Raw genomic sequence first — 12,298 nt, 5'->3', positions numbered from 1 at the left:
CTCAGCGCCGTCCGATCCAGACGCCGGCGGCGAGCAGCACGATGCCGACCACGCCGGCGACGACGCCGTGCTTGACATGGACCCGCGCGACACCTGCCTCGTGGCCGGGCAGGAAAGTGGGCAACTGATCGGCCGGAACCACGAAATAGAGAGCGGCCAGGATCAGCAGCAACACGCCAAGCAGGGTCAGGATCAGCTTCATGGACGTTTCCTCTTGCACATGATTGCGGCGCGCGGGCAGCCGTTCGGAACGGCGGTATTTCCTGTTTATCGCCTTCCGGCGATGCCTCGCAAGACCGGACGGCGCGGCCGCCCGCGGCGAGCGGACAGTGGCAGGCGGCATGCGATCCGCGCTATAGGCTAGTCATCGGCACGGAATGGATGGACATATTTTTCATGAGCGACGTCATCAACAACAAGGCACATCAGCGCTACGAACTCACGGTCGAGGGCCATCTGGCGGCGACCTATTACAAGGTCGAGGACGGGGTGATCACCTTCATCCACACCGAAGTCCCGCCGGAGCTCGGCGGCAAGGGCGTCGGCTCGCGGCTGATCAAGGGCGCGCTGGACCAGGTCCGCGCCGACGGGCTGAAGGTGGTCGCGCAGTGCCCCTTCGTCAAAGCCTATATCGAGAAGCACGCTGACTATCAGGACCTCTTGAAGCGCTGAGGCCATTGCCGCGCCTGGCTTGGTCGCGGCTTTGCATCGGCGGGCTCACAGGCCTAAATCGCAAGAATGGTCCAGGTTGAAGGAAATCCATCCATGGCTGCCGTCTGCGACAACAAGGCGCAAAGCCGCTTCGAGCTCGATGTGGTTGGCGGGATGGCGTTTGCCAATTACCGGCTGGCGCCGCAGGCCGTCATCATCACCCACACCGAGACCCCGCGGTCCCTGCGCGGACGCGGCATCGCTTCCGAGCTGGTCAAGGGCGCGCTCGACTTGATCCGCGCCGACGGTCAAAAGGTGATCGCCGGCTGCGGCTTCGTGGTCGACTATTTGCGCAAGCACCCGGAATACGGGGATATCGTCGCGTGATCCCTGCCCTCACACGATCCGGATCGACATGTCAGGCAGGCCCTCGAGCTTGCAGAGCAGCACATCGCCCTTGACGACCGGGCCGACATTCTCGGGCGTGCCGGAATAGATGATGTCGCCGGCCTTGAGCTCGAAGGCTTCGGAGAGCTTTGCAATCTGCTCGGCGACGCTCCAGATCATCTTGTCGAGGCTGGAATCCTGCCGCACCGTGCCGTTCACGGCGAGCGAGATCGCGCCCTTGGTGAGATGGCCGACCTTCGACACCGGGTGGATCGGGCCGAGGACCGCGGCATGGTCGAAGCTCTTGCCGATCTCCCAGGGCTTCTTTTCCGCGGCCATGCCGTTCTGCAGGTCGCGCCGCGTCATGTCGAGCCCGAGCGCATAGCCATAGACATGGTCGAGCGCCTTGTCGGGCGAAATGTTGGTGCCGCCCGACTTCAGCGCGGCCACCAGCTCGACCTCGTGGTGATAGTTCTTGGTCAGCGACGGATAGGGATGATCGGCAACGGTGCCGACGCCTACGTTCTGGATCGCATCCGTCGGCTTCTGGAAGAAGAACGGCGGTTCGCGGTTGGGATCGGAGCCGCGCTCGATCGCGTGCGCCGCGTAGTTGCGACCGATGCAGTAGATGCGGCGGACCTGGAACACGTCGGTCTCGCCGACAATCGGGATCGTCGTCGCCGGCACCGGGAAGATCGGCTTGGGCCCCGCCTGTGCTGTGGCCGGCGCGGCCTGGCCTGCCGCGCCCACGAGCGCCAGCGCGCCTGTGCCGAGCACGGTCCTGCGATCGATCGTGGTCATGGGTTTCCTTCCCGCTTGGTGTTTTGCTTCGTGGCGTATCTAGAACAGGCATGCCAGACGGGCAAGCTGGCCGAAGGTCTGGGCCGGCAACAAAAAAGGCCCGCGCGGAGCGGGCCTTTCGCGTCGCCGGAGCCTTGAGGCTCAGTGTTTGATCTCCGGCGGCAGCTTGCCGCCATTGGCGGCGAGCTTGGCCATCACCTGCTTGTGCAGCCAGATGTTCATGGTCGCGGAATCATTGGTGTCGCCGGTATAGCCGAGCTCCTTGGCCAGCTCCTTGCGCGCCCCGAGGCTGGAATCGATGTCCAGCGCCTTCATGAGGTCGACGATCGAGGTGCGCCATTCCAGCTTTTCCTTCTTGGCGGCGACCGCCTTGTCGAGGATCGGCGCCACGTCGACAGTCTGCGCCGGTGCGGATCCGGGAGCAGCAGCCCCTCCGGCCGAGGTCGCCGCGCCGCCCGCAGCACCGCCAGGCGGCGTCGCGCTGGCCGAGCTGCCGAAGATCGCGCTCATGATTTTTCCGAAAATACTCATTGCTTGCTCCCGTTGAACCTCGAGGAATCGGGTTAGGGCTTGGATAACAATCGACCGGCACCATCGGCCTGATCGGAAGACAAACTTAGCCGCCCCCGATCGGCTTGCCAATGCAAGGCCGCACTCTCCGGCCGAGCCTGGCTGAGGCCAAATGACGCCGGAATGACACATTCGAATGACATATTCGGCCACGCTACCGTTCAAATTCGAATCGCTTTCGCGCTTTCGGGGCCTGACGCCGTCATCGCACCGGATCGCATGCGCGTTTGCGTTGCGGCAACGAAAATTTTTCACTCAAGCGTGAGTCACTCCAGGGCGCTTTGGGAGTAGGCTGAGACCAACAGTTCGCGATATGGGCCGGACCCGTCTCTCGCGTCGCGCCTATACTGCGATCGTTTCCATCGGTGGCCCTCCGCGCCTTGATGACGCTCGTGGCCGCTGCGCAAGGGAGCAAGCGAGCATGGCGACCTATCAGGACAATGTCTCCACGATGGCGCAGCCTGCATCATCGGCGGCTGTACGCCAGATCAGGACCATCAGCCTTTCCGATCTGCACGACGCGCTGCGACAGGGCTGGGAAGACTTCAAGGCCGTGCCGAGCCACGCGATCATTCTCTGCGTGATCTATCCGATCCTTGGCCTGGTGCTGGCGCGCGCCGTGCACGGCTATTCGGTGATCCCGCTGCTGTTTCCGCTCGCCGCCGGCTTCGCCCTGCTCGGTCCGTTCGCGGCCCTTGGCCTCTATGAACTGAGCAGCAAGCGTGAGCGCGGCGAAAACGCCACCGCCTGGGATGCGCTCGATGTGCTGCGGTCGCCGTCCATTGGCGCGATACTCGGATTGGGCGTGCTGCTGTTTGCCCTGTTCGTGACCTGGGTCGCCACCGCGCAGGCGATCTATATCGCCGCGTTCGGTTATGAAGGGGTGACCGGCGCCACCGACTTCATCGAGCGCGTGCTGACAACGCCGCAGGGCTGGTGGTTGATCATCGTCGGCTGCGGCGTCGGCTTCCTGTTCGCGCTGGTCGCGCTCTGCGTCAGCGTGGTTTCCTTCCCCCTGATGCTCGACCGGCACGCCAGCGCCGGTGAGGCGATGGTGACCTCGCTGCGCGCGGTGGCACAGAATCCGGTGCCGATGGCGGTGTGGGGCCTGATCGTCGCCGCCCTCCTGGTCGTGGGCACGATCCCCTTCTTCCTCGGGCTTGCCGTGGTCATTCCGCTGCTCGGCCACGCCACCTGGCACCTCTATCGCAAGGTGGTGGTGATCGATCCGGCGGCCCGCCCGATTCCGCGCCCACCGCAGCGCGAGCGGAAGCCGGCTGCCGATTTCCCCGCCAACCTCTTCCCGTGGCGGAACAAGAACACGAATTGAGGTCCGGAAACGGAAAGCCGCCGGTCGATACTGACGGCGGCTTGCCGCATCAATGCGCCGGCGTTCACCGTTCTATTAGCCAAGCAGCCTTGTTTTGGCCGCGGTTGACAACGACATTTTGCGCTGCACGATCGATCATCACACCCATTGGATTGCGCGTGAAGCTTCGTCCTTTTTGCTGCGCCTTTGCCCTCGCCCTTTCAGCGGGCCTCCTCGCGACACCGCCTGTCCTTGCCGCGCCTTGCGGCAGCGGCAGTTTCGATTCATGGCTGACCGCGTTCAAGAGCGAGGCCGCGTCAAAGGGAATTTCGCAACAGACGATCGCCGCAAGCTTCAACGGCGTAACGCTCGACCAGGCCGTGCTGACGCGCGACCGCTCGCAGAAGGTGTTCAACCAGAGCTTTGAGGAGTTTTCCGGCCGCATGGTGCCGCCGCGCCTGACCCGCGGCGCCAACATGATGAAGCAATACGGTTCGGCGCTGTCGCGAATCGAGCAGGCCTATGGCGTGCCGGGCGAGGTGCTGGTCGCGATCTGGGGGCTGGAAACCGATTTCGGCGTCAACACCGGGAAATTCCAGACCATCCGCTCGCTGGCGACGCTTGCCTATGATTGCCGGCGCAGCGATGAATTCCGCAGCGAGCTCATGGACGCGCTGCGGATCGTCGATCGCGGCGATCTCGCGCCGCAGGAGATGCGCGGCGCCTGGGCCGGCGAACTCGGCCAGACCCAGTTCATGCCGTCATCCTGGATCAAATATGCGGTCGATTTCGACGGCAATGGACGGCGCGATCTCCTGCACAGCGCGACCGATGTGCTTGCCTCGACGGCGAATTATCTGTCGAGCTATGGCTGGCAGCGCGGCAAGGATTGGCAGCCGGGGACCCCGAATTTCGCAGTGCTGCAGCAGTGGAACAAGAGCGAGGTCTATGCGCGCACGATCGCGTATTTCGCGACCCAGCTTGCGCACGCTCCCTAAGGCACCCCAAAGACAGCCTTAAGCCTGAAAAAGAAAGGGCCGACCAATTGCCCCGGTCGGCCCTTTCGCTACGCAATCCGTTACTTCGCCATGCCGGCGTGCATTGCCTTGCTCAGATGCATGCCGCACGCGCCCATCTTGCCGCTCAGCATCGCGTCCTGCGCGGCCGACAGCTCTTTCTGCGCAGCCAGCTTGCCGTCACCGTCCGCCATCGTCTCGATCATGGTTTCGGTCTTCGCGAGATTGGCGCCGGAGCAACCGGCCCCTCCCGATTTCGCGGCCTGCGCGGGAGCCACCGCGAATGCGACAGCGGCCACGGCCGCCAGCCCGAACAACTTGGTAAGCATGTTATTCTTCCTTTGTTAGACGGATCCGACTCCATTGCCGGAATCCGCGAAACAATTGTTCCGCAGTCGCGGCCGTCTGTAGGAATGAATTTCGCGCGATGAAGATGTGATGCGCGCGCGGCGCAAAGACCCATGCGCGCCAAGTCGTTTTCATTACGGGGCTGTAATCAATGTGGTTACGAGCGGCGAGAGCCTGAAACACGCCTCCGGCGCCGAGTGCGACGAGACCTGAAGCGCGGCATCTGACGAAGAGGCCTGCTTGAGGGCTACCAAGGAGCGCGCCGTCTCGGGACAAAAGAATGATTTATAATTCATATTTTTTGGCCTGAGACATGCGAATCACGCATGCTAGAGGCTTTCAAGGAAGCCGCGACGCTGGTCGGATTGGCCTGCATTTCTCGCTTGAAAAGGCTTCGCCCGGCCTTATCTCAGGGGAGCGGCGATTCGTCAGTTCTGTGACAATCCACGGATAGTATGCGATTTTTTGTCACAGTCGGCCCATCCTGTTCAGCTCGCCCAGCGTGATCTGTTCATCGCGGGCGCGGGTTAAGCGTCAGTTACTTTTGCCATGCAAATTCCGCTTAGCTGCACCGCAGCAAAGGAACTTCCGCAGTGGGGGGTACCCCTCTATATTCATTTCAACGATGAGGCTTCCTCCAAGGGCTGAATCGTAACTACTAGGAGACTTCCATGTTGCTCTCGCTCATCCGCATGATCCAGGCGTTCCGGGACTACCAGCGCAATGTCAATGAGCTGTCCCAGCTGAGCGATCGCGAACTGGCCGATATCGGCCTTGATCGCTCGGACATCCCGCGCGTGGCTGCTGGAACCTACAAGGGCTGATCGTCATCAGCCTCGACTTTAAGGACGGATAACGCCCGCCTCGTGCGGGCGTTGTCGTTTTTGCTGCAGCCCGCGGCAAAAGGCGCTAACGCTAGCAGAGTGGATTTGACATTCGCTCCCACGAGCCGCAAATCCGCCAAGCGAATGTCAAATCCGAAACTCCGCTAGAATCTTCGACTTGCTAGTGGCCGTTTGATTCCAACATTCGCAAATGTGCCTCCCGATCGGGGAGTGAATGTTAGAATCGGACCACTGGCCCGCATGACCGGCAGCAAATCAGCTTCGACCACCGTACACGTCGTCGGCGCGGGCCTCGCGGGCTCCGAGGCCGCTTGGCAGATCGCAAGCCAGGGCGTGCGCGTCGTGCTGCACGAGATGCGGCCGCACCGTATGACGGAGGCGCATGTCACCGACGGCTGCGCCGAACTGGTCTGCTCCAATTCCTTCCGCTCCGATGATGCCGCCAACAATGCGGTCGGGCTGCTGCACGCCGAGATGCGGCGGCTCGGCTCGTTGATCATGCGTGCGGCCGATGCCAACCAAGTGCCCGCCGGTGGCGCGCTGGCGGTGGACCGCGAGGGATTTTCGGCCGACGTCACCGGGGCGCTGGCCGCCCATCCCCTGATCACCATCGACCGCGGCGAGATCGCGGGCCTGCCGCCGGCGGATTGGGACAATGTCGTCGTGGCGACCGGTCCCCTCACCTCCGCACCGCTCGCCGACGCGATCCGCCAGCGCACCGACGAAAGCGCGCTCGCCTTTTTCGATGCGATCGCGCCGATCGTGCACAAGGACTCCATCGACATGGGCATGGCGTGGTTTCAGTCGCGCTACGACAAGGTTGGGCCGGGCGGCACCGGCGCCGACTACATCAACTGCCCGCTGACGAAGGAGCAATACGACGCCTTCGTCGACGCGCTGCTCGCTGGCGAAAAGACCGAGTTCAAGGAATGGGAGACCAACACGCCCTACTTCGACGGCTGCCTGCCGGTCGAGGTGATGGCCGAGCGCGGCCGCGAGACGCTGCGGCATGGGCCGATGAAGCCGGTCGGGCTCACCAATGCGCACAATCCCGACGTGAAGCCGTATGCGATCGTCCAGCTCCGCCAGGACAACAAGCTCGGCACGCTCTACAACATGGTCGGATTCCAGACCAAGCTGAAATATGGTGCGCAACAGCGCATTTTCCGCACCATTCCCGGACTCGAGAACGCCGAGTTTGCCCGGCTTGGCGGGCTGCATCGCAACACGTTCCTGAACTCGCCGAAGCTTCTGGATCCGCAGCTGCGGCTGCGCGCCGAGCCGCGGCTGCGCTTTGCCGGCCAGATGACGGGCTGCGAGGGCTATGTCGAATCGGCAAGCATCGGCCTGATCACCGGATTGTTCGCCGCGGCCCAGGTTCGCGGTCGTGAGCTCGCGACGCCCCCACCGACGACCGCGCTCGGATCGCTGCTCAACCACATCACCGGCGGCCACATCGAGACGATCGAGGCCGGCCAGCGCTCGTTCCAGCCGATGAACATCAATTTCGGCCTGTTCCCGCCTTTGGCCCAGCCGCCGACGCGGAAGGCCGACGGCACACGGCTGCGCGGCAACGAGAAGTCGGTCGCCAAGAAGCAGGCCTTGAGCGCGCGGGCCCTCGCCGATCTTGATCGCTGGATCGCCGATCACCTGCGCATCGCAGCCGCGGCGTGAGCACCCCATGAGCTTGCCGAAAGAGGATGCCGCGGTATTGTCGGCGCGCTGGACCGAGGGCGTGCTGCTCAAGCGCGACGTGTTCTCGACCGTCGAGCGCGGCCGGTTTCGCGCTGCTGACGGCAGCACGGTCGACGCAGTGCTGCGCCGGCTCGACCAGGTGCCATGGTGGTCCTTCGTGCTCGCCCGCCACCTGTTCGGCCGCGAGCGACGCGCGCTGGAGCACGCCAGGGGCCTCGCCGTCGGACCTGAGCTGTTATGGGCCGGCAGGCGCGCGCTGGTGCGCGGCTTCATCGATGGCGTTGCGCTGCATCTCGCCAAGCCCCATGGCGACGCCGCCTATTTCCGTTCCGCCAAGCAGGCGCTGCGCCGGCTGCATCGCGCAGGGATCTGCCATAACGACCTCGCCAAGGAGCAGAACTGGCTGCGCGGCGCCGATGGCCGCGCCTACCTCACGGACTTCCAGCTCGCCGCCTGCTTCGTTAGCCGCAGCCGCCTGTTCCGCATCGCTGCCTACGAGGATCTGCGCCATCTCCTGAAGCACAAGCGCAGCTACGCACCGGAGGCGCTGACGCCGAAGGAGCGCCAGATCCTGGCACGCAAGTCGGTCTTCGCCAACCTGTGGCTTGCCACGGGCAAGAAGGTCTATCGCGCCATCACCCGCGGCCTGTTCAATTTCACCGACCGCGAAGGCGGCGGCCGCAGGCTGGTCAACGACGCGCCCGTTCTCGCCGACCTGATCCGGCGCAATCCGGCCGTCCGCGATACCGCGATCGTGGCCTTTGCCGACCGCCGCGCCGGCGTCGGGCTCTACGCCTTCGTCGAGGCCGACCAGGCCGCGCTGGAAGCGCAACTGCATCGCGAGCTGGTTGCGGCCAAGGGGCCGAAACCGCCGGAGCATATCCAGGTCGTGCATGCTCTGCCCCGCGATACCGAGGGCAAGCCGAGGACCGAGATCCTGCAGCTCGTCGCCATGAACCAGCTCGACCTGATCGAGCCGATGATGTCGAGCGACACCGACCGCGCCTTCCTCAAGGACATCCTGGAGCAGCGCAAGAACCTGCGCGACCGCTTCAATTTCGAAACCGACGATCTGAAGCTGACCTCAAGCTGAATTCGGCTCAGGTGCAGCGGGCGCAGAACCCGGCCTCACTCAACCTCGCCAGCACGTCGTCGAGATGGGCGCGATCGCGCGTCTCGATCACCAGTTGCAGCAGCGTCGCCTTCGCCGGCAGGTCGGAGAAGGTTCGCTGGTGCGACACCTCGATGATGTTGGCGCCGGCGTTGGCAAGCAACGCCGAGACCGCCGCGAGCTGGCCGGGCCGGTCGACGATGTCGATGGAAAGCTGGGTCAGCCGGCCCTCGCGCGCGAGTTCGCGGGTCAGCACGGAGGCGATCAGCCGCGTGTCGATATTGCCACCGCTCAAAACCAGCCCGACATTGCGGCCGGAAAATCGCTCCGGGCTCGCCCGCACCGCCGCCAGGCTCGCCGCGCCCGCTCCTTCGACCACGGTCTTTTCGATCGCGATCAGGGTCGCCACCGCGCGCTCGATCTCGTCTTCGCTGACCAGGAGAATGTCATCCACGAGGCCGCGGATGATCTGCGAGGTGATCCGACCGGGCGCCTTGACCGCGATGCCTTCGGCGAGCGTGTCGCCGCGCATCGGCAATTGCTCGTTCCTGATGACGTTGTACATCGACGGGTAGAGCCGCGCCTGCACGCCGATGATGCGGATGTCGGGCTTGATCGACTTGGCGGCGATCGCGATGCCCGAAATCAGGCCGCCGCCTCCGATCGGAACCACCAACGTGTCGAGACCAGGCACGGCCTGCAGCATTTCGAGCCCGATTGTCCCCTGTCCTGCGATGATCAGCGGATCGTCATAGGGATGAATCAAGGTCAGGCCGTGCGTCTTCGCATGCTCGAGCGCAAAAGTGCCGGCTTCCTCCAGCGTGGTGCCGGATATGATGATCTCGGCGCCGTGGCGCCGGGTGTTTTCAACCTTCACCATCGGCGTGCCGACCGGCATCACGATGGTTGCCGGGACGCCCAGGCGCTTCGCATGATAGGCGACGCCCTGGGCGTGATTGCCGGCCGACATCGCGATCACGCCGCGGCGCCGCTCGTCATCCGAGAGTGCCGATAGCCGGTTCAGGGCGCCACGTTCCTTGAAGGTGGAGGTGAACTGCAGATTCTCGAATTTGAGCCAGATGCCGCAGCCGCAGATTTCGCCAAGCGTGCGGCTCTGGTTGCATTCCGTGGCCTGCACCGCGCCGCTAATAACGGCGGCCGCGGCGCGGATGCGATCCGGCGTGACCGGAAGCCTGTCCAGGTCAGCCGCCCCTGCGGAAGGAGTTTTGGAAGCCTGCGTCATGTTCTAGCCGCCTTTGAAGGTGTGGGAGCGCGCGGCGCGCCACAGCGTCCACAGGGTTGAAAACCTCGATGCCACATAGGGCATGAACGGATCATTATCGGCACGCGCCAGCCGTGCAAGATCGCGGCGCACGACAGCGAGCGGCAGGAAAGCGGGCCGCGCCTCGGCCGGCGCGCTCCCGAGCAAGTTGAGCGCCGTCTTCAGGTGCCGCTGCGCCTCCGCGATGAGCTGATCCACCGCCGCGCGTACCGTCGGCCGCTGCCTGCCGGCAAACACCTCCTCCATGCCGCTGCCGTGGCTTTGCAGCACCTGCAACGGCAGGAACAGCTGCCGGCGTGCGGCATCGCGCGGCAGATCGACGACCACCTGGGTCAGCCCCTGCGCCAGCCCGGCATGGCGCGCCAGATGGCGCAGTGCTTCCGACGGTTGCGCGAAGACCTCGGCGGCAAGCACGAACAAGGCGGCCGCGGTATCGGTGATGTAGCCTTCCAGCGCCGCCATCGACGGCATCGGATCGTTGTAGAGGTCGAACTGATGCTCCTCGATCAGCCGCGACAGCGCCTCGATCGGCAGATGGTAGTGACGGATGGCGCCGAGCAGCTCCGCCGCCACCGGATTGCCCTCGATCCCGCCATGGGCGGTGCCGGCCAGCATGTCGGTCCACCATTGCATGCGGACTTCGCCGGGCAGCGGCTGGCTGACCTGATCGCGGACGCGGGTGATCTCCGCGTTGAACGCATAGAGCGCGAGCAGCGCGCGCCGCGGCTCGGCCGGCACGAACAGCGTCGCGGCGTAGCGGGCAAAATCGTGCGTGCGCACCAGATTGGCGCAGAAGGACGCGGCATCGCCGTGGTCGGGCGCGCTCATGGCACCGCAATCAGCGCGGCAGCGACGCGGCGACGCTCGCCGATCATGACGTTCCAGGTACGGATCGCAGGGCCCGTCTGCATGGCGTCGACCATCACCCGGACCGCCCGCAGCGCCTCGCGCAGCTCGCGCGGCACAAGCCACACTTCCGTGCCGGTGCCGATCAGCAGCGTGTCGATGGTGTTGGCGGCCGCAAACACCCGTTCCAGGGCGTAGCGGTCGATCTGCCTCGGCGCAGTCACCTGCCATGCCCATATCGAGTCGGGCAGGCACAACAGCGAGCCGCGGTGCGACATGCCGGCGAAGGCGAAGCCGCCCTGGCCGTAGGCGTCGATCGGCGCCGACCTCGGAAGATGCGGGGCGTCTGACTTCTCGGCCATGATGCTGCTTTCCGAACCCGTTCCCGGCGCGGCGCCGGCCGGCCCGCCTTTCGTTCGGCCGCCCCTATTTCTTTGGCGGCGTATCCGGCGCGTCACGGTGCGTGCCAACACCGAGATAGATCAGGATCGGCGCGGCGATGAAGATCGAGGTATAGGTGCCGACCAGCACCACGCCGAACATCATGACCGCCGTGAAGCTGTGGATGGCATGGCCGCCGAACAAGAGCAGGGCGAGCAGCGCCAGCGTCACCGTGACGTGGGTGATGATCGAGCGCGACAGCGTCGAGTTGATCGATTCGTTCAGAAGCTGCGGCATCGGCATCTTCTTGTAGCGCCGCAGCATTTCTCGGATGCGGTCGTAGATCACGACCGTGTCGTTCAAGGAATAGCCGAGGATGGTGAGCAGCGCCGCGATGCTGGTGAGGTCGAAATCGACCTGGGTGATGGACATGAAGCCGATCGTCAGCACGATGTCGTGGACGTTGGCGATCATGGCGCCGAGCGCGAACTGCCACTCGAATCGGAACCAGAGATAGATCAGGATGCCGACGATCGCGAGCATCAGCCCGAGCATGCCGTAGGCGAGCAGCTCGCCCGAAACGCGCGGACCCACGACCTCGACGCGGCGGTATTCGACGGCGTCGCCGAGCGCGCCGCGCACCTTCTGCACCGCCTCCTGCTGGGCGGCATCGCCGCCGGGCTGCTCGGCGACGCGGATCAGCACGTCGGCCGGTCCGCCGAACTGCTGCAACTGGATGTCGCCGAGACCGAGCGCGCTCAGCGTGGAGCGCATCGTACCGATGTCGGCGCTGCCGGACTTGGCGCGCACCTCCATCAGCGTGCCGCCCTTGAAGTCGATGCCGAAGTTCAGGCTGTGGGTGAAGAACAGCGTGATCGCGATGATCGACAGCGTCGCCGAGATCGGGAACGAGATGCGGCGGAACTGGGTGAAGTCGAAATGCGTGTCGTCGGGGACGATGCGCAGCGACGGCAGCAGGCCGAGCGCGCTGACCACGGTCAGCACGGCGATCATGATAGCCAGCGCAATCAGGACGTAATGGGTCAAAGGCGCATT

15 protein-coding genes are annotated in these 12,298 nt (G+C 64.6%); 7 read left to right on the top strand and 8 right to left on the bottom strand.

Annotation, left to right across the window (positions count from 1 at the left end; all coding sequences use genetic code 11):
- Nucleotide 1 precedes the first annotated feature (1 nt).
- On the bottom strand, nucleotides 2-202 hold the full coding sequence (locus QOU61_RS18285) for a hypothetical protein (protein ID WP_289661251.1): 201 nt from the start codon (nucleotides 200-202) through the stop codon (nucleotides 2-4).
- Nucleotides 203-396: 194 nt separating this feature from the next.
- On the opposite strand from QOU61_RS18285, the gene QOU61_RS18280 reads away from it, so the two are divergent.
- Complete coding sequence (locus tag QOU61_RS18280; RefSeq protein ID WP_289661250.1) at nucleotides 397-672, top strand: GNAT family N-acetyltransferase; 276 nt, start codon at nucleotides 397-399, stop codon at nucleotides 670-672.
- A gap of 93 nt (nucleotides 673-765) precedes the next feature.
- Complete coding sequence (locus tag QOU61_RS18275) at nucleotides 766-1,038, top strand: GNAT family N-acetyltransferase (protein WP_289661248.1); 273 nt, start codon at nucleotides 766-768, stop codon at nucleotides 1,036-1,038.
- Between the two features lie 9 nt (nucleotides 1,039-1,047).
- On the opposite strand, the gene QOU61_RS18270 is transcribed toward QOU61_RS18275, so the two are convergent.
- The gene (locus QOU61_RS18270) at nucleotides 1,048-1,839 is read right to left on the bottom strand and encodes a fumarylacetoacetate hydrolase family protein (RefSeq protein ID WP_289661246.1); all 792 of its coding nucleotides are present in this window, start codon (nucleotides 1,837-1,839) and stop codon (nucleotides 1,048-1,050) included.
- Nucleotides 1,840-1,980: 141 nt separating this feature from the next.
- On the bottom strand, nucleotides 1,981-2,370 hold the full coding sequence (locus tag QOU61_RS18265; protein ID WP_289661244.1) for a DUF3597 domain-containing protein: 390 nt from the start codon (nucleotides 2,368-2,370) through the stop codon (nucleotides 1,981-1,983).
- Nucleotides 2,371-2,830: 460 nt separating this feature from the next.
- On the opposite strand from QOU61_RS18265, the gene QOU61_RS18260 reads away from it, so the two are divergent.
- Together QOU61_RS18260 and QOU61_RS18255 are read left to right on the top strand one after the other, a co-directional pair.
- Nucleotides 2,831-3,739, top strand: a complete 909-nt coding sequence (locus QOU61_RS18260) for a DUF2189 domain-containing protein (RefSeq protein ID WP_289661243.1) — start codon at nucleotides 2,831-2,833, stop codon at nucleotides 3,737-3,739.
- A 158-nt stretch (nucleotides 3,740-3,897) separates the two neighbouring features.
- Nucleotides 3,898-4,716 (top strand): lytic murein transglycosylase, encoded by an 819-nt coding sequence (locus QOU61_RS18255; protein WP_289661242.1) that lies wholly within the window; start codon nucleotides 3,898-3,900, stop codon nucleotides 4,714-4,716.
- Between the two features lie 80 nt (nucleotides 4,717-4,796).
- Here QOU61_RS18255 and QOU61_RS18250 read toward each other — a convergent pair whose 3' ends face one another.
- A complete protein-coding gene (locus QOU61_RS18250) occupies nucleotides 4,797-5,063 on the bottom strand; it encodes a hypothetical protein (RefSeq protein WP_289661240.1) in 267 nt (88 codons plus the stop codon).
- A gap of 690 nt (nucleotides 5,064-5,753) precedes the next feature.
- Here QOU61_RS18250 and QOU61_RS18245 point away from each other — a divergent pair.
- From QOU61_RS18245 to QOU61_RS18235, 3 genes are all read left to right on the top strand, one after another.
- Nucleotides 5,754-5,906, top strand: coding sequence for a DUF1127 domain-containing protein (locus QOU61_RS18245; RefSeq protein WP_289661238.1), 153 nt, complete (start codon nucleotides 5,754-5,756; stop codon nucleotides 5,904-5,906).
- A 261-nt stretch (nucleotides 5,907-6,167) separates the two neighbouring features.
- Nucleotides 6,168-7,601, top strand: a complete 1,434-nt coding sequence (trmFO, locus tag QOU61_RS18240; RefSeq protein ID WP_289661235.1) for a methylenetetrahydrofolate--tRNA-(uracil(54)-C(5))-methyltransferase (FADH(2)-oxidizing) TrmFO — start codon at nucleotides 6,168-6,170, stop codon at nucleotides 7,599-7,601.
- A 7-nt stretch (nucleotides 7,602-7,608) separates the two neighbouring features.
- Nucleotides 7,609-8,715, top strand: coding sequence for a serine/threonine protein kinase (locus QOU61_RS18235; RefSeq protein ID WP_289661233.1), 1,107 nt, complete (start codon nucleotides 7,609-7,611; stop codon nucleotides 8,713-8,715).
- Between the two features lie 7 nt (nucleotides 8,716-8,722).
- Here QOU61_RS18235 and QOU61_RS18230 read toward each other — a convergent pair whose 3' ends face one another.
- From QOU61_RS18230 to secF, 4 genes are all read right to left on the bottom strand, one after another.
- Nucleotides 8,723-9,976 (bottom strand): threonine ammonia-lyase, encoded by a 1,254-nt coding sequence (locus QOU61_RS18230; protein ID WP_289661230.1) that lies wholly within the window; start codon nucleotides 9,974-9,976, stop codon nucleotides 8,723-8,725.
- A 3-nt stretch (nucleotides 9,977-9,979) separates the two neighbouring features.
- The gene (locus tag QOU61_RS18225; protein ID WP_289661228.1) at nucleotides 9,980-10,843 is read right to left on the bottom strand and encodes a phytoene/squalene synthase family protein; all 864 of its coding nucleotides are present in this window, start codon (nucleotides 10,841-10,843) and stop codon (nucleotides 9,980-9,982) included.
- Nucleotides 10,840-11,223, bottom strand: coding sequence for an Mth938-like domain-containing protein (locus QOU61_RS18220; RefSeq protein WP_289661225.1), 384 nt, complete (start codon nucleotides 11,221-11,223; stop codon nucleotides 10,840-10,842). Before QOU61_RS18220 ends, QOU61_RS18225 begins: the two co-directional genes overlap by 4 nt.
- Nucleotides 11,224-11,287: 64 nt before the next feature.
- Nucleotides 11,288-12,289: a protein translocase subunit SecF gene (gene secF / locus QOU61_RS18215; RefSeq protein ID WP_289661223.1), complete on the bottom strand. Its 1,002-nt coding sequence runs from the start codon at nucleotides 12,287-12,289 to the stop codon at nucleotides 11,288-11,290.
- Nucleotides 12,290-12,298 lie beyond the last annotated feature (9 nt).

The organism is Bradyrhizobium sp. NP1, from assembly GCF_030378205.1.
Classification (GTDB): domain Bacteria; phylum Pseudomonadota; class Alphaproteobacteria; order Rhizobiales; family Xanthobacteraceae; genus Bradyrhizobium.
Note: the sequence above shows the minus strand (reverse complement) of the source record. Positions and strands in the feature narration are given on the sequence as shown.